At 62.8% G+C, this 20411-nt stretch carries 20 protein-coding genes; 8 read left to right on the top strand and 12 right to left on the bottom strand.

Annotated features, from left to right (window positions below; genetic code table 11):
• Positions 1-151: 151 nt before the first annotated feature.
• From era to J7E82_RS04250, 4 genes are read right to left on the bottom strand one after another with little or no spacing between them, the layout of a single operon-like run.
• Positions 152-1114, bottom strand: coding sequence for a GTPase Era (gene era, locus J7E82_RS04265; protein ID WP_308113611.1), 963 nt, complete (start codon positions 1112-1114; stop codon positions 152-154).
• Positions 1098-2432: a hemolysin family protein gene (locus J7E82_RS04260; protein ID WP_214860735.1), complete on the bottom strand. Its 1335-nt coding sequence runs from the start codon at positions 2430-2432 to the stop codon at positions 1098-1100. Before J7E82_RS04260 ends, era begins: the two co-directional genes overlap by 17 nt.
• On the bottom strand, positions 2429-2902 hold the full coding sequence (gene ybeY, locus J7E82_RS04255) for an rRNA maturation RNase YbeY (protein ID WP_214860733.1): 474 nt from the start codon (positions 2900-2902) through the stop codon (positions 2429-2431). Before ybeY ends, J7E82_RS04260 begins: the two co-directional genes overlap by 4 nt.
• Positions 2899-3990: a PhoH family protein gene (locus J7E82_RS04250; RefSeq protein ID WP_214860727.1), complete on the bottom strand. Its 1092-nt coding sequence runs from the start codon at positions 3988-3990 to the stop codon at positions 2899-2901. The genes ybeY and J7E82_RS04250 overlap by 4 nt, the downstream gene beginning before the upstream one ends.
• Positions 3991-4272: 282 nt before the next feature.
• Here J7E82_RS04250 and J7E82_RS04245 point away from each other — a divergent pair, with 282 nt between their 5' ends.
• A complete protein-coding gene (locus tag J7E82_RS04245; RefSeq protein WP_251041410.1) occupies positions 4273-5250 on the top strand; it encodes a GerMN domain-containing protein in 978 nt (325 codons plus the stop codon).
• A 78-nt stretch (positions 5251-5328) separates the two neighbouring features.
• On the opposite strand, the gene J7E82_RS04240 is transcribed toward J7E82_RS04245, so the two are convergent.
• Genes J7E82_RS04240 through hrcA form a run of 3 tightly spaced genes read right to left on the bottom strand, consistent with a single transcriptional unit; the run spans position 5329 to position 8297 of the window.
• Complete coding sequence (locus J7E82_RS04240) at positions 5329-6102, bottom strand: 16S rRNA (uracil(1498)-N(3))-methyltransferase (RefSeq protein WP_214860725.1); 774 nt, start codon at positions 6100-6102, stop codon at positions 5329-5331.
• A 2-nt stretch (positions 6103-6104) separates the two neighbouring features.
• Positions 6105-7232 carry a molecular chaperone DnaJ gene (gene dnaJ, locus J7E82_RS04235; RefSeq protein ID WP_214860724.1) on the bottom strand — a complete coding sequence of 376 codons (1128 nt, stop codon included), beginning with the start codon at positions 7230-7232 and terminating at the stop codon, positions 6105-6107.
• A 51-nt stretch (positions 7233-7283) separates the two neighbouring features.
• A complete protein-coding gene (hrcA, locus tag J7E82_RS04230; RefSeq protein ID WP_214860722.1) occupies positions 7284-8297 on the bottom strand; it encodes a heat-inducible transcriptional repressor HrcA in 1014 nt (337 codons plus the stop codon).
• A 138-nt stretch (positions 8298-8435) separates the two neighbouring features.
• Here hrcA and J7E82_RS04225 point away from each other — a divergent pair, with 138 nt between their 5' ends.
• Both J7E82_RS04225 and J7E82_RS04220 read left to right on the top strand, forming a co-directional pair.
• On the top strand, positions 8436-9299 hold the full coding sequence (locus J7E82_RS04225; protein WP_214860720.1) for a DUF3097 domain-containing protein: 864 nt from the start codon (positions 8436-8438) through the stop codon (positions 9297-9299).
• Positions 9300-9375: 76 nt separating this feature from the next.
• Positions 9376-9789, top strand: coding sequence for a DUF4870 domain-containing protein (locus J7E82_RS04220; RefSeq protein ID WP_214860718.1), 414 nt, complete (start codon positions 9376-9378; stop codon positions 9787-9789).
• A 1-nt stretch (position 9790) separates the two neighbouring features.
• Here J7E82_RS04220 and hemW read toward each other — a convergent pair whose 3' ends face one another.
• Positions 9791-11020, bottom strand: a complete 1230-nt coding sequence (gene hemW / locus J7E82_RS04215) for a radical SAM family heme chaperone HemW (protein ID WP_214860716.1) — start codon at positions 11018-11020, stop codon at positions 9791-9793.
• Between the two features lie 36 nt (positions 11021-11056).
• Positions 11057-12910 carry a translation elongation factor 4 gene (lepA, locus tag J7E82_RS04210; protein ID WP_214860714.1) on the bottom strand — a complete coding sequence of 618 codons (1854 nt, stop codon included), beginning with the start codon at positions 12908-12910 and terminating at the stop codon, positions 11057-11059.
• Positions 12911-13083: 173 nt separating this feature from the next.
• Here lepA and J7E82_RS04205 point away from each other — a divergent pair, with 173 nt between their 5' ends.
• Together J7E82_RS04205 and rpsT are read left to right on the top strand one after the other, a co-directional pair.
• Positions 13084-13599, top strand: coding sequence for a type II toxin-antitoxin system PemK/MazF family toxin (locus J7E82_RS04205; protein ID WP_214860706.1), 516 nt, complete (start codon positions 13084-13086; stop codon positions 13597-13599).
• Between the two features lie 168 nt (positions 13600-13767).
• The gene (gene rpsT, locus J7E82_RS04200) at positions 13768-14028 is read left to right on the top strand and encodes a 30S ribosomal protein S20 (protein WP_214860705.1); all 261 of its coding nucleotides are present in this window, start codon (positions 13768-13770) and stop codon (positions 14026-14028) included.
• 66 nt (positions 14029-14094) lie between these two features.
• On the opposite strand, the gene holA is transcribed toward rpsT, so the two are convergent.
• Entirely contained in the window at positions 14095-15111 is a 1017-nt protein-coding gene (gene holA / locus J7E82_RS04195) for a DNA polymerase III subunit delta (RefSeq protein ID WP_214860703.1), read from the bottom strand.
• 171 nt (positions 15112-15282) lie between these two features.
• On the opposite strand from holA, the gene J7E82_RS04190 reads away from it, so the two are divergent.
• Positions 15283-15993, top strand: coding sequence for a response regulator transcription factor (locus J7E82_RS04190; RefSeq protein WP_214860702.1), 711 nt, complete (start codon positions 15283-15285; stop codon positions 15991-15993).
• On the opposite strand, the gene J7E82_RS04185 is transcribed toward J7E82_RS04190, so the two are convergent.
• On the bottom strand, positions 15941-17419 hold the full coding sequence (locus tag J7E82_RS04185) for a cell wall metabolism sensor histidine kinase WalK (protein WP_214860700.1): 1479 nt from the start codon (positions 17417-17419) through the stop codon (positions 15941-15943). The genes J7E82_RS04190 and J7E82_RS04185 overlap by 53 nt on opposite strands.
• Positions 17420-17643: 224 nt before the next feature.
• Between J7E82_RS04185 and J7E82_RS04180 the strand changes: the two genes are divergently transcribed.
• Positions 17644-18003: a hypothetical protein gene (locus J7E82_RS04180; protein ID WP_214860698.1), complete on the top strand. Its 360-nt coding sequence runs from the start codon at positions 17644-17646 to the stop codon at positions 18001-18003.
• A gap of 87 nt (positions 18004-18090) precedes the next feature.
• Entirely contained in the window at positions 18091-18798 is a 708-nt protein-coding gene (locus tag J7E82_RS04175) for a hypothetical protein (RefSeq protein WP_214860696.1), read from the top strand.
• Here J7E82_RS04175 and J7E82_RS04170 read toward each other — a convergent pair.
• Positions 18711-20360, bottom strand: coding sequence for a ComEC/Rec2 family competence protein (locus J7E82_RS04170; protein ID WP_214860694.1), 1650 nt, complete (start codon positions 20358-20360; stop codon positions 18711-18713). The two genes, J7E82_RS04175 and J7E82_RS04170, sit on opposite strands and share 88 nt — an antisense overlap.
• Positions 20361-20411: the final 51 nt, after the last annotated feature.

Here is a 20411-nt window from a genome sequence, read left to right as displayed (position 1 = left end):
TTCGTCGCACCACTCGGTAGACCTTTCCTCGAAAAACACGGTTCCGGCCATTTTAGGCGTCGAAACTGGGAGAACCCTCATTGGCCACTTCAACCGCTTGCTGAAGCACTGATTGAAGGCAGAGCTTGCCCTGAAAGGGCCTATTACGGGACTAGAAACCGAGTTTGACGAGCTGCTTGGGGTCCCGCTGCCAGTCCTTGGCAACCTTTACATGGAGGTCAAGGTAAATGCGGGTGCCCAGGAGTGCCTCAATGCCCTTCCTCGCGTTGGTCCCGACTTCCCGGAGGCGGCTGCCGCCCTTGCCAATGATGATGGCCTTCTGCGAGGGCCTTTCCACGTAGAGGTTCACGCGGACATCAAGCAGGGGATTGTCTTCGGTTCGGCCTTCGCGAGGCACGATCTCCTCGACGACGACGGCCAGCGAGTGGGGAAGCTCGTCCCGCACGCCTTCGAGGGCCGCCTCGCGGATTAGTTCGGCAACCATGACGGCTTCGGGTTCATCCGTGAGTTCGCCATCCGGATACAACGGCGGCGACGGCGGCATGTGCTTGATGAGGACATCGGCCACGGTGGAGACCTGGAATCCATCGCTGGCGGAAACCGGGACCACATCACTGAAGCCCTCGCCGCCCATAACCTCCCGCCCGAGTTCGTCGACGGCGATGAGCTGCTCTGTCAGCGCCTGGCGGTCCACGAGGTCGGTCTTGGTGACGATGGCGATGATCGGCTTTCGGCCGACGCCGGCGAGCTGGGCTGCAATGAACCTGTCGCCGGGTCCGATCTTTTCGTTTGCCGGCAGGCAAAATCCGATGGCATCCACTTCGGCGAGTGTGTCTGCAACGAGGTCGTTCAGGCGCTTTCCGAGGAGGGTGCGGGGGCGGTGGAGGCCAGGGGTGTCCACCAGGATCAGCTGGGCATCCTCGCGGTGGACGATGCCACGGATAGTGTGCCGCGTGGTTTGGGGTTTTGCGGAAGTGATCGCCACCTTCTGGCCAACGAGGGCGTTGGTGAGCGTCGACTTGCCTGCATTCGGCCTGCCGACCAGCACCGAAAAACCGGCGCGGAAGCCGCCGAAGTCCTCTTCGGCGTCGTGCTTCTTATTCTGCTTGCTCACGTGGAACTCCCTGTTGCGTTGTGTCTGCCTCGTCAAGAAGCTCTTCAAAGTCAGTGTCTTCCTTTGGAATGGCTGCCGCAATAATATGGCTGACCCGGTTCCGACGACCCTCCAGCCTATCGGCTTTTAGCGAGACGCCGCTGACTTCAACCGTGCTCCCGACGATCGGGACGCGACCCAGCGCCTTCGCCAGGAGCCCGCCCACTGTGTCCACCTCGTCGTCGTCGAGGTCGATATCGAACAGCTCCCCGAGGTCATCGATGCTCATACGGGCGCTGACCCGGTAACTGCCGTCACCGAGTTCAATTACTTCGGCTCCCGCGGAATCGTACTCGTCTACGATTTCTCCCACGAGTTCCTCGATGAGGTCCTCCAGCGTCACCAGCCCGGCCGTGCCGCCGTATTCATCAATCACAATGGCGACGTGCGTGGATTCCTTCTGCAGTTCGCGCAGCAGGTCGCTGACTGGTTTGGACTCTGGAACGTAGCGGGCCTCACGTGCCAGGGAGTCCACGTCATGGCGACGGTGGTTGTGTGGATCCAGACGGTGCAAAACTGCCGCCGCGTCCTTGAGGTAAAGGATGCCCCGAACGTCGTCGGCGTTCTCTCCGATGACGGGAATACGGGAGTATCCGGAGCGCAGGAAGAGCGCCATGGCCTGTTCAAGGGTGGAGCCGCTTTCAATGCAGACCATGTCGGTCCGGGGAACCATGACCGAACGAACCATGGTGTCGCCGAAATCGAAGACGGACTGGATGAGTTCGGCCTCGTTGTCCTCGATCATGTCCGACTCTGTCGCCCGGTCAACAAGCTCGCGGAATTCCTCTTCACTGAAGAACGCCTCGTCGCCACCCGGGGCGCCAGGCGCCACGGCCCGGCCAAGCGAGACGAGCCAGCTGGGAACGGGTCCCAGAATCCAGCAAAGGAACCGGATGAGGGGAGCCGTCGCGCGGACCACTCCGCCGGAGTGGACACGTCCGATTTGCCGGGGTGACACCCCCACCAGGACGAAGCCGATGACGGCCATGATCAAGGTGGCGGCGAGTCCGGCAAGCCAGACGTTGTCCAGGAGGCTGTGCAGCAGGACGGCGACGGCGACTGCGGCGGCCATCTCGAACCAGACCCGCCAAAAACGCAGCGCACGAACGTGGGCTACGGGTTGTTCGAGGATGCGGCGCAGTGCGGTGCCACGGCTCCTCAGGATCGCCTGTTCGGCTTCATGGCGCGGCAGGAGGTTGAAAGCAGCTTCCGCCGCGGTCAAGAGGGCTACGAAGCCCAGGAAGACCATGGCCATAACGACCAGGATCGCCGGGGTCACTGCATGGTCTCCATGGGGGCATCCTTGCCGAGGAAGGCCGAAAGGAGCTCGCGCTGCAGTCCGAACATCTCCTCTTTTTCTTCAGGCTCAGCGTGGTCAAAGCCGAGCAGGTGAAGGATCCCGTGGGTTGTCAGCAGGAGCATCTCGTCCTGCGTTGAGTGTCCTGCATTCCTGGCCTGGACTTCCGCCACCTGCGGGCAGATGGCAATATCGCCGAGCATCCCTTGGGGGGTGGGTTTGCCGGGTGTACCGGGGGTCAGCTCGTCCATCGGAACAGACAGCACATCGGTGGCACCCGGTTCATCCATGAGTTCGATATGGAGTTTTTCCATGGCCGGCTCATCGACGAGCAGGATGGACAGCTCCGCCTGGGGATGGATGTAGAGGCGTTCAAAAATGAAGCGGGACAGCGTCACCAGCTGCGTCTCATCCACCCGGACGCCGGATTCGTTGTTGACCTCAATGCTCACTGGTGATCCCCCCGCTTTTCCCGTGCCACCGCTGAATGCTTCGCGCGCAGCCGTTGCTTGTCGTCCCACGTGCTGTAGGCCGACACAATGTCCGCCACCAGCCTATGCCGCACGACGTCGGCGGCGTCCAGCATGGAGAAGTTCACCCCATCGATGCCCTCGAGGATGTCATGGACTATGCGCAAGCCCGAACGGGTACCAAACGGAAGGTCGACCTGCGTGACATCACCCGTGACCACCATCTTGGAACCGAAACCCAGGCGCGTGAGGAACATCTTCATTTGTTCCGGCGTGGTGTTCTGGGCCTCGTCGAGAATAATGAAGGCGTCATTGAGGGTACGCCCGCGCATGTAGGCCAACGGTGCAACCTCGATGGTTCCTGCGGCCATAAGCCTCGGTATGGACTCCGGGTCCATCATGTCGTGCAGGGCGTCATACAGCGGGCGAAGGTAAGGGTCGATCTTGTCGCTGAGGGTTCCTGGCAGGAAACCCAGCCGCTCCCCCGCTTCGACGGCGGGCCGGGTAAGGATGATCCTATTGACTTCCTTGAGCTGCAGGGCCTGCACCGCCTTGGCCACGGCAAGGTAAGTCTTGCCGGTGCCAGCCGGGCCTATTCCAAAGATGACCGTATTGTCATCGATGGCGTCCACGTAGTTCTTCTGGTTCAGCGTCTTGGGCCGGATGGTGCGACCCCTGCTGGACAGGATGTTATGGGTCAGGACATCGACAGGATTCTGCAGCGATTGGGTGCGGAGGAGAAGAACGAGCTGCTGGAGCACATCGGTGGTAATGATTGTGCCCTTGGCCACCAGGCCCCGGATCTCTTCAAGGAGCCGCATGATGCGGGGGACGTCCGCAGGCGGACCGCTGAGGGACAGTTCATTGCCGCGGACATGGAAGTCGACGCCGGGAAACTGCTCCTCGATAAACCGCAGCGCCTCATCGTGGCTGCCAAGCGACTGAACCATTTGATCGGAGCTGTCGAAGACGACTACTTCCGTTCGAACTCCCGGAATGCTATGCGGAAATTCGCCCGCGCCAGCCTCCCCCGCTGTGGCCTTGGGCCTTGAATTCACTGATTCAGTCATGGTGTTGGCCGATTGGCCTGCGCTCCTCCGGTCGGACTTAGGAATGCTATCCATCCTACGCCAGCGCGCCCGGCCCGGAACCCTCACGAGGCAGCCGGAAACCAGCCGGGTTCCCGCATTTTGGTATCAACTCCATATCGGCCTCATATCAATACTGTTGCAGTTCCAGCGCTCTCCCGGATTGCCGCTCAGGCTGCCCAAAGCGTGTGTCAAGCTGGCAATACGCGAACCGAAGAACGCCCACGGAACCGCTGCAGTGACGTCCCCCAACCTTCGTCAACGATGCAACGCCAACCAAGCAAGGAAACCAGCACCATCGAGCAGTCAATCAACCAGGCCCCGGCACGGCGCACCCGGATTCGCTCTGGCGTGCTCGCTGCCTGCTGCGCTGTGGCCATGGCATTGACGGGCTGCATCGCGGACAGCGGACCCCGGACCGGAGCGTCTCCGAATCCCACCCCAACAGTTGCAGCAGGTGGCCCCACAGTCTCTGCCAGTAACGCCCCCCTGGAAACGACCCCGGCCTCCAATCGCGTCCCGGTGTACTGGATTGGCCGAAGCGACGGCAAGGCCTATCTCTACCGCGAGTTCCGTGAGTCCTCGGGCCAGGAAAATCCCGTGACCATCGCGCTGCGAACCATGATGTCGCAGAAGCCGCTTGATCCGGATTACTTCACGCCCTGGCAGGAACCTGAAAGCCTTGCGACCTCTGTTTCCGGCAAGAACGTGATCACGGTTGACGTGTCCAAGGGCGCGTTCAACAGCAACCTCGACGCCGACATGGCACAGCGTGCCGTGCAGCAGCTTGTCTACACTGCGTCGGCCGCCGCTGCGAGTTCCGGCCTGATCGATTCCGGCCAGCAGATCCAGGTGGTCATTCTGGTAGACGGACACACCGGGTTCGAGGCGTTTGGCCATGTCCAGCTGGGCGAACCCATGGCAAGGGACGTTTCGCTGGTTGCGCCTGTCTGGATCATCGATCCGCAGGAAGGCGTATCGCTGCCTGCCGGGGCGGTGAAAATCAACGGCCGAAGCGTCGCTCCGTCGGTCCCTGTGCGATGGCAGATCCTCCGCGAAGACGGGAACGGCGAAAAAAACGTCTTCCTCAACGGCCAGGCCTTGCCGTCGACTGAAGCAGGGCAGGGCGGAGCTTTTTCCTTCACGGTTGGCCTGGCGAGCGGCAAGTACGTGCTGCGCATGGGCATGCTGGAGGGTGAATCGGAACGCGAATCCGATACCAGGACGTTCAGCGTCCGGTAACAAAACCGTTCAGCGTCCGGTAACAATACCGTTCAGCGTCCTGTAACAATACCGTTCAGCGTCCGCTAGCTATACCCGCTACCAGCGGCCCAGCACGTCACTGGCCAGTACGACGGCGGCGGGTCCCGCCGTCGACGACCGCAGCACATGGGAGCCCAGCAGTGCTGTGACCGCCCCGGCGTCGCACAGCCTGGTTACTTCCCTAGGTGAGATGCCGCCTTCAGGACCCACAATCAGAAGCACTTCGCGCGGGAGTTCCGCTTCCGCCGCAAGTGCCCCGTCCCAGGCCTGCAGGATATCGCGCAGTCTCGTCTTGGCTGCCTCATGCAGGATGATCGCCAGGCCTGCGACCTCCACGGCCTTGGCCAGTCCGGAGCTGTCGACGGCGTTCCGCACCTCCGGAATCCATGCGCGGCGGGCCTGCTTGGCCGCCGCCGTCACGACTGACTGCCATTTGGCATGTGCCTTGGCCGCACGCTCACCCTTCCAGCGAACAATGGAGCGTTCGGCCTGCCACGGAATCACGGCATCAACACCGAGCTCCGTGGCGGTTTCGATGGCCAGTTCGTCGCGATCGCCCTTGGCCAGGGCCTGGACGAGCACCAGCCGGACGCTGGGCTGCGGCTCCTCTACCAGTTCGGAGGCAAGCACAGTAAGACTTCCTCCATTGGCGTGGGAGACCGTACCCGTCAGGCGTTTTCCGGCGCCGTCTGCGATGTCCACCGCCTCGCCGGGAGCCAGCCGCTTAACGGTGATGGCGTGGCGCGCCTCAATGCCCTCAAGGACAAATTCGGCGCCGGGCGCCAGATCGTCGAGCGCGCCGACAGGGGCGAAGAAGACGGGATTGCTCACCGCTACAGGTTACCGAGCTTGTCCCGGAGCTTGGCGAACATGCCGCCGCTGGCAACCAGCTTTCCTTCCGTGAACTGCTCGCCGCGCAGCTTCGCCAGCTGCCTCAGGAGGTCTTCCTGGGCCGGGTCCAGCTTGCCGGGAGTCTCGACATGGAGGTGCACTTTGAGGTCGCCGCGCCCGTAGCCGCGCAGGTGGGTAACGCCCAGTCCCCTAAGCGTGATCACCTCTCCAGACTGCGTGCCCGCCTTGACGTCGATTTCCTGGATACCGTCAAAGGTCTCCAGGGTCAGTTCGGTGCCCAGGGCGGCCGCAGTCATAGGTACGCTGAGCGTGGCGTGCAAGTCATCGCCGTCGCGAATGTATGTGGGATCGTTGTTGACGCGGATCTCGACGTAAAGGTCGCCCGTGGGTCCGCCGGCCGGGCCTGCTTCGCCCTGGCCCGACAGCTGGATGCGGGTACCGGTTGCGACGCCGGCGGGGACCTTGATGGTCAACGACCGACGGCTCCGGATGCGCCCCTGGCCGTTGCACTCGTTGCAAGGATCCTTGATGATAGTGCCGAATCCTTCGCAGGAGCCGCACGGTGCAGCCGTCATGACCTGGCCCAGGATGGAACGAACGGCCCGCTGTACCTGGCCGCTGCCGCCACAAATATCGCAGCGCACCGGGTGGGTGCCCTCGCGGCAGCAGGAGCCGTTGCAGGTGGGGCATACGACGCCGGTGTCGACCTCGAGCTTCTTGTTGGCGCCGAAAACGGCATCCCGAAGGTCGATGCGGACGCTGATCAGTGCGTCCTGGCCGCGGCGGGTCCTGGAGGCGGGTCCTGCCGATCCGCCACCGCCGCCAAAGAAGGTGTCGAAGATGTCTTGGAAGGCGAACCCCTGCCCTGCGTATCCGCCGCCGAACCCGTTGTCGGTGCCGTTCTCGTTGCCTGTGGTGTCATAGACCCGGCGTTTTTGCGGATCCGACAGGACCTCATAGGCGTGGGTGACCGCTTTGAAGCGTTCCGCGGCATCGTCTCCGTCGTTGACGTCCGGGTGCAGGGAGCGCGCTAGCTTTCGGTACGCCTTCTTGATCTCCTCGCCGGTGGCTTCCGGGGAGACTCCCAAAACGTCATAGTGGCTGCTCAAAATGCGTATCTCTTCCTGTTGTTACTGCCGTGGGCCGGGCTGCTGGGCAGCTCAGCCGGCCAGAATGCGTGACAAGTAGCGTGCGACGGCGCGAACGGCCGCCATGGTAGTGGGATAGTCCATGCGGGTGGGCCCGAGGATGCCGATCTTGGCGCTGGCGCCCGGCCCGTAGCCGGTGGCTACCACGGAGGCCTCGGACAGTCCGTCGTAGGGGTTTTCCCGGCCAATGCTGACTGCAACCCCCCGTGAATCCTCCGCCATTTCGGTCAGGAGTCGCAGCATGACCACCTGCTCTTCAAGGGCTTCCAGCACCGGACCTATGCTCAGCGGGAAATCGACATTCGAGCGGGCCAGGTTGGCTGTTCCCGCCATGACCATGCGTTCGTCCCTGCTGTTGGCCGCCAGCAGCTCGAGCCCGTGGGCCAGAGCCTTGGCGATGCCGCGAACAGCTGGCGGACAGAGGGCCACGATCGACGGCAGGACCTGGGGCAGCAGGTTGAGCTGCGAGCCGGCTGCTCCTCCGAGGAAGCGGGTACGGAGCGATTTCAGGGTGTCGTCGCTGACGTCACTTCCGACGTCGATGACTTTCTGCTCCACGCGTCCGGTGTCCGCAATCAGGACAACGAGAACCCGCCGGGGCGCGAGCAGGACGAATTCGATGTGGCGGACCAGGGCGCGATTCAGGTGCGGGTACTGCACAACCGCCACCTGGTTGGTCAGCTGGGACAGCAGCCTGACTGTCCGCTCAAGGATGTCGTCGAGGTCGCCGGCTCCTTCGAGCAACGAGTGGATGGCCCGCTTTTCCGGGGCGGACAGCGGCTTCACTGCGGAGATGCGATCCACAAAGAGCCGGTACCCCTTATCCGTGGGGATGCGGCCCGCGCTGGTATGGGGCGCCGCAATCAACCCTTCCTCTTCCAGTGCTGCCATATCGTTACGGATAGTCGCACTGGACACGCCCAGATGGTGACGTTCCACGAGCGCCTTGGAGCCCACGGGTTCGCGGGAGTGGACATAGTCCTCCACGATTGCCCGCAATACCTCGAGCTTGCGCTGCTCGCTCACTGTCCACCTCCGATCCGCCAATCCTTAGCACTCAACATGCCTAAGTGCTAATAAGTCTATTATGGGCCACGCCGTTGCTAGCATTGAAACCCGGCTCCCGCCGGTCCTGATCCTTCGAGCAAAAGTGGTGGAAATATCTTGTCCTTCGAGAACTGGGGTCCGCAGGACATCTCCTCCCCCGCCCGGCAGCAGCCACTCCCCGAGGTTGCGGTTGAACGTGGGATGGTCCTGGAGGATGTCCAGTCAGGCTGGGTCGGGGCCGTGACACGGTTCGAGAAGTCCGGCGGCATGCATATCGTGGCGCTCGAGGACAGGCGCGGAAAGTCCCGCTCCTTCCCGCTCGGCTTCGGATTCCTGCTGGACGGCCGGCCGATCCGGCTCATAGCGCCGGCGCCGCGCTCCGCTGCCGGAAGCCCGAAGCAGGACAGGACGGCTTCCGGTTCCGTTCGGGTGGCCAGCCAGCGGGCCCAGACTGCCAAGGCTTCCCGGATCTGGGTCGAGGGAAAGCACGACGCCGAACTGGTTGAGAAGGTCTGGGGCGACGACCTCCGAGTTGAAGGAATCGTCGTCGAACCCCTCCACGGTATTGACGACCTCAAAGCGGCCATTGCCGCCTTCTCCCCCGGCCCGGCCAGGCGCCTCGGAATCCTCGTTGACCACCTGGTTCCCGGCTCGAAGGAATTCCGTATCGCCGAGGATGCGATGAAGCTGCCGGGGGCCGCGCGAAACGTGCTGATTGTCGGCCATCCCTATGTGGATGTGTGGCAGGCCATCCGGCCAAAGGTGCTTGGCATCGAACGCTGGCCGGAGGTACCGCATGGCGGGGATTGGAAAACCGGCATCCTGAAGGCATTCGGCTGGCCGCATTCCACCCCTGAGGACATCGGCCTCGGCTGGCAGAAGCTCCTGGGCGCCGTCCGCAGCTATGCGGACCTGGAGGCCTCGCTCCTCGGACGGGTGGAGGAGGTCATCGACTTCCTCACGGCGCCTGACCCTGCGTGACAGGTTGTTAATCGCGGACCCAGTATTCTTGGAACCGCACCACCGCACCATCAGGATAATCGTAAGGACAAGAACCGTGGCAGAAGATGCTCGTGAAGAACGGGACAACGCAGCCGGCCAGCCGCAGTACCATGGCGTACCTGCCAACGCCCTGCCATTGACCGCCAGCGAGGATCGGCAGTGGGCGACGCTGGCCCACTTTGGCGGGATCCTGGGCTGTGTGCCGTCCCTCCTGATCTACCTGATCTTCCGGGAGCGCGGACCGTTCACAGCCCAGGAGTCAAAGGAAGCTTTGAACTTCACGCTGCCGCCCACCATCGCGGCCGTAATCGCCAACATCCTTGTGATTGTCCCCGTAGTGGGTAACCTCTTCGCCGTCATCGCCACGGCCATCTGGATTGCCCTGACGTGCTTCGCCGTCTCCGCCGGGATCCATGTCAACCACGGCCAGCCCCACCGCTACCGCTACAACCTGCGCTGGATCAAATAGCTCAATCCGGAAGGATTCTCCGGACCACGGCGTCGGCAAGAAGCCGGCCCTTCAACGTGAGGACCAGTCGGCCATGGAAGGCCTGCACCGGCTCCACGAGTCCGTCCGCGATCAGCCCGGCGATGGCGTGCCGGCCGGCGACGTCGAGGGCATCCAATTGGAGCCCAGTGCCAAGCCGTGCCTCAAGCATGATTCGCTCCACTTCGCGGGTGGCGGGGTCCAGCGTTTCCCGCCCGGCAGCCGGTGACGCCCCGGCGGCAAGCCGTGAAGCATAGGCAGTGGGATGCTTAACGTTCCACCAGCGGACTCCACCGAAATGCGAATGGGCACCCGGCCCGATACCCCACCAGTCATCGCCGCGCCAGTAGGCAAGGTTGTGCCTGCACGCCTGTTCCGAAGTGCGCGACCAGTTGCTGACCTCATACCAGCCAAGGCCAGCATTGGTGATCAGCTCGTCGGCGAGCTCGTACTTGGCGGCATGGTCGTCGTCGTCGATACCGGGCACCTCCCCGCGGCGGATCTGGGCTGCAAGCTTGGTGCCGTCCTCAACGATCAATGCATAGGCACTGATGTGATCCGGATCGTAGGACAGGGCAGTTTCGAGGGACACACGCCAGTCGTCAAGGGATTCGCCGGGAGTTCCGTAGATGAGGTCCAGGCTCACGTTCAGGCCGGCGTCGCGCGCCCATTGCACCACCTGGGGTACCCTTTCGGGCAAGTGCGTCCGGTCCAGCACCTTCAAGACATGAGGTACGGCCGACTGCATCCCGAAAGAAACCCTGGTGAATCCGGCGTCGGCCAGCAGCTGCAGGGATTCCGGGGTCACGGAGTCGGGGTTGGCCTCGGTAGTCACTTCGGCGCCTGCCTCGATGCCCCATTGCCCAACGGCGGCCCGCAGGATAGCGGCGAGATCCTCCGCGGGCAGGAGGGTGGGCGTTCCGCCGCCGAAGAAGACCGTACTGAGCGGGCGTGCGTGGACGCCTGAAGCCTCAAGAGCGCGACCGGCGAACTTCACCTCCGAGATGGCCGTGGCCGCGTAGGCGTCCTGGGAGGCGCCACCACCGAGCTCCGTTGCCGTATACGTGTTGAAATCGCAATAGCCGCAGCGCACAGCGCAGAAGGGAATGTGGACGTACAGGCCGAAGTTGCGTGCCGCGACGTCGTCGAGCACCTGCGGAGGCAGCAATCCGTCCGCAGGTGCCGGGTCACCGAGGGGAAGGGCGCTAGGCATGTTCGTCGCCTGTGGCCCGTCCCGCATAGCGGTTCACTATTTCTTGGCCTTGTCCTTGGATTCGTCCGTGGTGAGCGCTGCGATGAAGGCTTCCTGGGGCACTTCCACCCGGCCCACCATCTTCATGCGCTTCTTGCCTTCCTTCTGCTTCTCGAGCAGTTTGCGCTTACGGGTGATGTCACCGCCGTAGCACTTGGCAAGGACGTCCTTGCGGATGGCGCGGATGTTTTCGCGGGCAATGATGCGTGAGCCGATCGCGGCCTGGATGGGGACTTCGAACTGCTGCCTCGGAATGAGTTCCCGCAGCTTGGAGGTCATCATGACGCCGTACGAATAGGCCTTGTCGCGGTGGGTGATGGCGCTGAACGCATCCACCTGTTCGCCCTGCAGCAGGATGTCGACTTTCACCAGATCGGCGACCTGATCGCCGTCGGCCTTCCAGTCCAGTGACGCGTAACCGCGGGTCTTTGACTTCAGCTGGTCGAAGAAGTCGAACACGATCTCGGCCAGCGGGATCCAGTAACGCATTTCCACGCGGTCCTCAGACAGGTAGTCCATCCCCCGCATTTGTCCGCGCCTGCCCTGGCAGAGTTCCATGATGGCGCCGACGAACTCGTTGGGAGCCAGGATGGTCGCAGCGACCATGGGTTCCCGGACCTCGCTGACCTTGCCTGTTGGGAATTCGGACGGGTTAGTGACCGTGGCCACGGACTTGTCCTCGAGCGTGACTTCGTACACGACGTTGGGAGCCGTGGAAATGAGGTCGAGGTTGAATTCACGTTCCAGGCGTTCACGCACGATTTCGAGGTGCAGCAGGCCGAGGAAGCCTACGCGGAAGCCAAAGCCAAGGGCTGCGGAGGTCTCGGGTTCGTAGACCAGGGCGGCATCGTTGAGCTTGAGCTTGTCCAGTGCCTCACGCAGGTTCGGGTAGTCCGTGCCGTCCAGCGGGTACAAGCCCGAGAAGACCATGGGCTTGGGATCCTGGTAGCCACCCAGGGACTTGGTGGCTGGCTTGGCAAGGTTGGTTACGGTGTCGCCGACCTTGGATTGCCGCACGTCCTTGACGCCCGTGATCAGGTAGCCCACTTCCCCGACGCCCAGGCCCTTGGACGGGACGGGTTCGGGAGAGCTCACGCCGATTTCGAGGAGTTCATGGCTGGCCTTGGTAGACATCATCTGGATCCGCTCGCGCGGGCTCAAGTGGCCGTCCACCACACGGACATACGTCACGACGCCGCGATAGGTGTCGTAGACGGAGTCGAAGATCATGGCCCGCGCCGGGGCGTCGGCGTCCCCGACGGGGTTTGGAATGTCCCGGACGATGCGGTCCAACAGGGCTTCTACTCCGACGCCGGTCTTGCCGGAAACCTTCAGGACATCCTCCGGGTCGCCGCCGATCAGGTTGGCGAGCTCTTCCGCGTACTTCTCCGGCTGGGCGGCCGGGAGGTCGATCTTGTTCAGCACCGGGATGATGGTCAGGTCGTTTTCCATGGCAAGGTACAGGTTCGCCAAGGTCTGGGCTTCGATACCCTGCGCCGCGTCCACAAGCAGGACAGCTCCCTCGCAGGCCGCCAGGGATCGTGACACTTCATAGGTGAAGTCGACGTGGCCGGGAGTGTCGATCATGTTCAGGGCATAGGCCGTGTTGTCGACCTCCCAGGGCATGCGCACGGCCTGGGATTTGATGGTGATGCCACGCTCACGCTCGATGTCCATGCGGTCCAGGTACTGGGCCTTCATGTCACGTGCCTGTACAACGCCGGTGAACTGCAGCATGCGATCTGCCAGCGTCGACTTACCGTGGTCGATGTGGGCAATAATGCAGAAGTTCCGGATGATGGCCGGATCTGTTGCGGCAGGCACCGGGGCGGTGCGGGCCATGGGAGACACGCAGTGGTCCTTACTGTCGACATTCACGCGGCCGGACTCCGGATCGGTTGCTCCGTCCGGTAAATGCCGCATATCTGAACCTATAGTCTCCCACGTTCAGAGCCCTGGCTGTACATTGCTGCCCGATCCCGACGCTGCCCGATCCCGACGCATTCGCACAGTACCGTAGAGCCATGCCATTGGACTTCAGTTCGTTCCGCAAACTGCTTCGCCGTTCCCTGCGCCTCCTGGAGAGCCCGCCTCGGCCGAGTAAGGTCCCTGCACGGGCAGGTGTCACGGGGCCGGGAGGAACATATCCCGGCGATTTCGCCGGGAGGACCTCCGTCAGGTACTCGCCGGAACTGGACGGCAATCCGGACCCGGGCGAAATCGTGTGGACTTGGGTGCCCTTCGAGGAGGACCACACCCAAGGCAAGGACAGGCCCGTCCTTCTTGTCGGCCATGACCAGTCGTGGCTGCTGGGCGTGATGCTCACCAGCAAGGATCACGACAACGGCCACAGCCGCAACGAGGACTACGTGGACATCGGCGCGGGGGCGTGGGATCCACAGCGACGCCCTAGCGAGGCAAAGCTGGACAGGATCATCAGGGTGGACCCATCAAGGGTGCGCCGGGAGGGGGCAATTTTGGATAAAGAGCACTTCCAGGTGGTCACCCGGCACCTCAAGGCGCGACACGGCTGGTCCTAGCCATCAAATCCTAAGCAGAGGCGCGCATCTGGTACGATTTATAGCTGTGTGTCCGTGCAGGTCGACGGCCACTGATGGTTGGCTGCCATAGGTATCCCCACGCCGCTCAGTCGATGGCCAACCTGAAAGCCCTCTAGACCATTTCCGCAATAAAAAGAGAGTTCACACGTGGCTAATATCAAGTCCCAGAAGAAGCGCATCCTGACCAACGAAAAGGCTCGCCTGCGCAACAACGCAGTCAAGTCCGAGCTGAAGACCGCCATCCGCGCAGTCACCACCGCCGTTGAGTCCTCTGACAAGGATGCCGCTGCTACTGCTCTTGTTGCTGCCAGCCGGAAGCTCGACAAGGCTGTAAGCAAGGGCGTTGTTCACAAGAACAACGCTGCAAACCGCAAGTCGGCGATCTCCAAGAAGGTCAACGCACTCTAAGGTTTCCAGTTCGCTTTGAACTGATCAATGTGGCCGGCACCCAGTGCCGGCCACATGCGTTTTAAGTCAGCCCCTGCGGGCGGAGTTTGCAATCACGGTCACTGCGTATTCGACGGCGTAAACCGGATCGCGGGATAGTCCTTTCACCTGGGCATCGGCCTCCGCGGTTGCCCGGATGGAGGCGATCAGCCCTTCCGGCGTCCAGCGCCTGACATCCCGTTGCGCCTGCTCAACCAGCCACGGCTGCATGCCAAGCTGCTTGGCGATCTGGGCCGAGGACCCCGAGGCCCCGGCAACCTTCGCCACCGTGCGTAGCTTGGCGGCAAGCGCGGCTACGAGTGGCACGGGATCGACGCCGGTATCCAGCGCGTGCCTGAGGCTGGACAAGGCGAGGGTTGCGTTACCTGCCATCGCAGCATCAGCAACCTTGAAGGCAGTGGCTTCCACCCTTTCCCCGTAGTACTTCTCCACAGTGGCGGAATCCACTGTGGTGCTTGCGTCCGCGATCAGCTGGCTGCAGGCAGCCGCAAGCTCGGACAGGCTTGCACCGACGGCGTTCACCAGGGCAGCAACCGCATCCGGCTCAATCCTGCGGCCCCCTGCCTTGAACTCGGCCACTACGAACGCAGTCTTTTCGGTGTCCTTCTTCAGCGGCTGGCAGTCCACCACCGGCCAGCCCGCCGCCTTGACGGCGTCGAGCAGTTTCTTTCCCCGCACTCCGCCCGCGTGGTGCAGGACCAGCACCACATCCTCTTGGGGCTGGCGGAGATAGGTCAATGCATCGGCGAGAAAGGCATCATTCATGGATTCGAGGCCTTCGACCTCGACGAGCTTGCCCTCGCCGAACAGCGAAGGAGCAACAGCCATGGCCAAGGCCCCGGCCTCGTAGCTGGCGGCATTGAGCTTAGTGACTTCGACGTCGGGAGTAGCGTCCCTGACCTGCCTCCGGATCCTGTCCATCGACCTGATTCCGAGGAATTCCTCTGGTCCCGTGATCAGGACCACTGGAGCAGGTGCAGCGTCCCGCCAGCCGGCGACACTCGCCGCGGAGCTTCTGGAGCGGGCGTTTTGGGCAGCTGCCACGGATGGTCCTCCCGGGATTCGATTTGTTGCTTTCCAGTCTCCCACGGGCACCACCCCGAAGGCGCACCGCAAGTAGCACAGCCCGACCCAGATGCTTACGCTCGTAGTGCATGGAAATGAGGTTCCTGTACCCGCCCCGGCGCCGGCGGGTATTAACAGGGAGGTACAGTCATGAAGGTTCTAATCGTCGAAGACGAAAAGATGCTGGCCGAAACGGTTCGCCGCGGGCTGTCCAATGAGGGATTCGTCGTGGATGTAGTAAACGACGGCGTCAGCGGCGTACGGGCAGCGAAAGAGAAGCGCTATGACGTGATCCTGCTGGATCTTATGCTGCCCCTGAAGAACGGCTACGACGTGCTGAAGGAGATCCGGGAACACCGGATCTGGACTCCCGTGTTGATGCTGACAGCAAAGGACGGCGAGTACGACCAGACGGATGCATTCGATCTCGGGGCCGACGACTACCTGACCAAGCCCTTCAGCTTCCTCGTTTTGGTCGCTCGGATCAGGGCATTGATGCGCCGTGGGGCCCCCGAGCGGCCGGTCGTCCTCTCCATAGGAACCTTGAGCCTGGATCCAGTGAGCCGCAATGTTCGCCGCGGTGATACCCCCCTGAGTCTCACAGCCAAGGAGTATGGGCTGCTGCATTACTTGATGCGCAGGCACGGCCAGGTGGTTTCCAAGTCCGAGATTCTCGATAATGTCTGGGATTCGGCCTTCGAGGGCGGGGATAACGTCATTGAGGTCTACATAGGCTACCTGCGGCGCAAGATCGATACACCCTTCGGGCTGCATACCCTCACGACTATCCGGGGAATGGGGTACATGCTCAACCCCGACCGCCCTGCGCCGGCGGGCTCCCCGGACCCTGCAGCAGAGTGAGCTGCTGGGGTTGGTCTTTCGCAGTGGATTTCATTTGACCGGGGAACGCCAGCTCGAACCGGCACCCGCCGCCAGGAGCCTCCCTTGACAGGATCCGGCCCCCGTGGGCGCTCATGATTGCGGATGTGATGGCCAGACCCAAGCCGCTGCCACCGCTTTCGCGGGATCGGCTTTCGTCAAGCCGTACGAAGCGTTCGAAGATTCGCTCCCGTTCGGCGATCGGCACGGGCGGACCATCGTTGTCGATAGTGAGTAGGATTCCGTCAGCTGAATTTCGCACCTGGATGTTAATCTGAGACTCCGCGTGCCGCACCGCGTTGTCCAGGACATTCCGGATTGCCTGGCTGAGGCGGCGGACGTCACCGGTGACCCGTGCAGGTTCAAGACGCGCTTCTATCTTATGGCTGGTCATCGAGCGTAGACGGCGGACCTCTTCATCCAGGACGTCATCCAGATCCACGTCTGCCATGTCCAGATTCAGGCCCCCGTCGTTGGTCTTTGCAAGGGTCAGAAGGTCCTCGACCAGGTAACGCATCCGCGCCGTCTCTCCGGCCAGAACCTCCTTCATCTCCTCCCACATAGCCCCCGACGAGTCAGCGGCCGCGATTTCCACGCCCGCACTGAGTGTTGCCAAGGGGCTGCGCAGTTCGTGACTTGCATCAGAGACAAAGCGTCGCTGCTCCCGGTCTGAAGCCTGTAGCCGGTCCAGCATCATGTTCATCGTCAGTGCCAAAGCCTGGATCTCGTCGGACGTCTGGGGCACCTCGACACGGCTGTCGAGCCTCTGGGCATTGATACCCGCGACCTGGCCCCGGATCCGCTCAACCTGGCGCAGCGACCGCCCCGCCAGTATCCAGACACCGACGCCGACCCCAGCCAGCAACAGTGGTGCGGCGCCAAGCATAAACCATGCCACGGTAGCAACCGTCTCGGACTGGACCTGCACCGTGGCCGCAACAGCGACGGTATAGACCTTCTCGTCCTCTCCGACACCCGTTGCAACAACGAACAGTTCATCGTCAAAAAGGCTATTCACCCCAGAAACATGCTGGAACAGCGTTTGCTTGGCATGCGGACGCAGTGTTGTGATCGGCGTCGCGGCCGTGGCAGGGACTGACGCGGCAAAGACCGATCCGTTGGGATCTATGATCTGGACGTACTGGCCGGGGCGGGCCGAGGACCTAACGTACCGGGCCGCTTCATCAAGGTCCTGTTCAGCAATTCGGGCAATCACGTCCTCTGCCTGCAGACGGGTAAGTGTTTCTGTTGACACCACCAGGGCTTTCTGAAGCAGCAGCAGGAGGATCAGTCCGCCTACGAGCAGCGCGGCCGCCACAACACCGATTGCCGTGGCAGTGGCGCGCTTGCGCACACCCCAACGGGTGCGCACCGTTGCAGGGTGAGGTGACACCTTAACGGCATCCATGCACCAAGGATGCGTCCTCGTTCCACCAGAAACAAACCCCTCGCCGATACTGCTCAGTTCGGTCACATGTGTTGACGTGGCGTCGGAAGAGAGGCTGTGCGTTGGCTGAGACAGGCTGTGCGGCGGCTGAGAATTGTCCGGTGAATGATGGTGGCCGAGAAGCCTTGAGAGCAAACTGGCTATATAGATCGGAAGTTGCTGGGGCGACAAAGCAGGAGACTCTCATGGGCAGGAAAATCCTTTTAATCGCCGGCGCCGCTTCGGTGGCTGTTGCCCTTGGCGGAGCATCTGTCGCTGCGGCCAGCAACACCCTTGGCGATGATCAGCCATCATTCCAGGTAGTGACGGTCGAGAGCGGGGATAACGACGACTCATCACAGCCGTTGAGCGCCGCCGACCGAGACAAGGCCGGACATGCTGCTCTAGCGCAAGTCGGCAGAGGCCGCGTCGGCGAAGTGGAGCGCGAGAATAATGGGGCGTCCGCCTTTGAAGTGGAGGTCGTCCTCGACGACGCAACCAACATCGACGTCGAACTCGGAGCGGATTTCCAGGTCCTGCATACAGGAGCTCCTGAGAGCGATTGATCCGACGACGCTATGGCCTAGGCCAAACCGCGGGGACCACCAACGACGTCGGCAATCCTTGCGGGAGCACTCCTTCAGGAGGGTTCCATGTACAACATCCGGATTGTCCGGTATAGCAGTGTCTGCTCCATACTGGGCGGTCTGCTGTGGTCCATGACGGCGGTTATCCACGCTCTGAGGACGTGGTGCATAGACATGAGCTGCTCCGCTGCCGGCCCACCGCCGGAAGGATGGGATTTCCTGGACACCATAACCGTATTCTCGATCGTTCTGATGGCGTCAGGCATTGCAGGATTGGTGGCCTTGTCACGCAATGAGGAACTGTTGAGCAGAACCGGCGCCGTTGGGGCCGCCCTGGGCACCGCCGGTCTTGGGACGCTAATTCTCGCCGCGCTCCTATCCTCGGCTTCCTTCCCCGGCCTTTCCTGGATGCCTCTCGCCATCCTCCCTGGTGCCTTGGTCGCGCTGGTGGGCTTCGCCCTGTTCGGGGTGGCCATAGCGTGGTCAGGACTCTTGCCCTACCGGCTGGAGGCCCAATTGATGGCGGCTTCACTTCTCCTTCTCGCGGCAGACGAGCAAACGGTCGCCATTCTCTTTGCCGCTCCCTTGGGGCTCGCGTGGGCAGCACTCGGACAAATGCTGTGGTTCTGGTCCGCGTCGGCGGAGACCATGCTCAGAGCTGCCTACGACGCAGAACTACCTGTCGCTCAAAATCGTTCTAGTCGTACGGATCGGTTGAGTGTTTCATCACCTTCGTTTGGAACGCCCGGCACATCCTTCCCAATCGGCAAGTGACTGACCCAGTGCGCGTGGAGGCGAAGCACCCGCAGCAACACGGCGGCCGGGTGTGTGATGGCCCAGACGAAGCCTAGGGTTAGGACGGACATGAGCGCCATGGCTCCTATTCCGGGTAAACCTTCGGCCCACGGGAGCATGGCGCCGGGCGAGCCGGCGAAGAACCTGGCGACGGCGGCAACGCAGCCGGCACAGAATCCGGCGACGGCGATAAGGACATGCCCCGCCCCATGCCACACCGGGAGCAATGGCAGCGCTGCGGTGCCGAGCAGCGTCACCGGAGCGACGAATGGCGCCGCGACGATGTTCGCGATGAGCGCGTAGCTGGAAAATCCCGGCTGGAGCGCCACTATGGCCGGAGAGCAGAAGAGCTGGGCAGAGAGCGGCACCGATACCGCCGCCGCGAGGGGCAGGGGCAGGATGTAGTTCAACCAGGAGGCAATCCGCGCGCCCAGCAGCACAATGCCCAACGTCGCCAGGACTGACAGGAGAAAGCCGTAGGTGGCCCCCAAGCGCGGGTCCAGAAGCAGGAGGCCGATCACTGCCAGGCAGAGGAACCCCAGGCTCCTGCCCCTGCGGCCCGAGGCAAGTGCCACCACCCCTATGGCGCCCATCAGGGCGGCACGCAGGACGCTTGGATCGGGCCCGACGATGAGCACGAAACAGCCAAGCCCTGACACTGCCGCGGAAGCCGCGAGGGGCCTCGCCAGCCGCAGCGTCCTGGCGAGGAGCAGCAGGCTACCCAGCACGAGGCTGCAATTGGCCCCGCTAACGGCGGTCAGATGCGTCATGCCCACAGGTTTCATCGCCGCCTCGAGATCCTCAGCCAGGCCCTCGATATCACCTGTGACCATGCCCGGAAGAAGGCCCGCGGCATCGGGCGGCAGCCAGGCGGAGGCTTCCCGGAGTGCTTCCCTGAGCTGGCTTGGAAGCGAAAGGGGACCAGCCGGCTGTTCTACGACGCCGGGCTTTGAGGAAGCCGAGAGAATGGCAGTTTCCGGCTGGCCAGGCCTGGACTCCTTGAGCCTCCCTGTGGCACGCAGGCGCTGACCGGGCATCGCCTCTGCCCAGGGCTGGCTGCCCATGACTGTCAGCCGTGCGTCCTCCCTGATATTGAGGCCTCCGGCCCGGACGTGCACGACTTGCACGGTCACGGCCCATCGTCCGTCTTCACCTGACTGGCCGCGCCCGCCCAGTGCCCGGGGCGTTCCCGTCACAACGACGTCCACCACGGCCTGGGCATGGTCGGCGGCGAGGTCCGCGGTGGGACTGTTCTCGCGCTCTACTCCGAGGACGACGTTATGCCCCGTAACGCCTGCAGCCAGCATGCACGCCAGCCCGAGCGTCGAGCGAAGGGAGTTGGCCGAACGTTTCATCGGCTTTCGTTTCGGGCGCGAGATATGCGGCCATCGTCGCTTGCTCGGCGTAGCCCAGTGGAGGAAGAAGATGCTGGCCACGATCAAGAAGCCACCCAGCACGAGCAGCCAGCCCGCGGGAAGATACGTGCCCGCGACGGCGCTGCCCCACGCGAGCAGCGCGGCCGGAACAAGCCTCAGGTCCATGCGTCGAAGCGGTTCTTCCCGTGCGGCGTTTTCTGACCTTCCGCCACTCCA

This window comes from Arthrobacter sp. ISL-30 (assembly GCF_018613855.1).
Lineage (GTDB): Bacteria > Actinomycetota > Actinomycetes > Actinomycetales > Micrococcaceae > Arthrobacter.
This window is presented reverse-complemented; position numbering and strand designations above follow the sequence as displayed.

Excerpts from the sequence above, each read along its gene's own strand:
- J7E82_RS04250 (WP_214860727.1), bottom strand. The coding sequence starts at position 3,990 with ATGACTGAATCAGTGAATTCAAGGCCCAAGGCCACAGCGGGGGAGGCT.
- J7E82_RS04245 (WP_251041410.1), top strand. The coding sequence starts at position 4,273 with ATGCAACGCCAACCAAGCAAGGAAACCAGCACCATCGAGCAGTCAATC.
- hemW (WP_214860716.1), bottom strand. The coding sequence starts at position 11,020 with ATGCCTAGCGCCCTTCCCCTCGGTGACCCGGCACCTGCGGACGGATTG.
- J7E82_RS04205 (WP_214860706.1), top strand. The coding sequence starts at position 13,084 with ATGCCATTGGACTTCAGTTCGTTCCGCAAACTGCTTCGCCGTTCCCTG.
- J7E82_RS04190 (WP_214860702.1), top strand. The coding sequence starts at position 15,283 with ATGAAGGTTCTAATCGTCGAAGACGAAAAGATGCTGGCCGAAACGGTT.
- J7E82_RS04185 (WP_214860700.1), bottom strand. The coding sequence starts at position 17,419 with ATGGATGCCGTTAAGGTGTCACCTCACCCTGCAACGGTGCGCACCCGT.
- J7E82_RS04180 (WP_214860698.1), top strand. The coding sequence starts at position 17,644 with ATGGGCAGGAAAATCCTTTTAATCGCCGGCGCCGCTTCGGTGGCTGTT.
- J7E82_RS04175 (WP_214860696.1), top strand. The coding sequence starts at position 18,091 with ATGTACAACATCCGGATTGTCCGGTATAGCAGTGTCTGCTCCATACTG.
- J7E82_RS04170 (WP_214860694.1), bottom strand. The coding sequence starts at position 20,360 with ATGGACCTGAGGCTTGTTCCGGCCGCGCTGCTCGCGTGGGGCAGCGCC.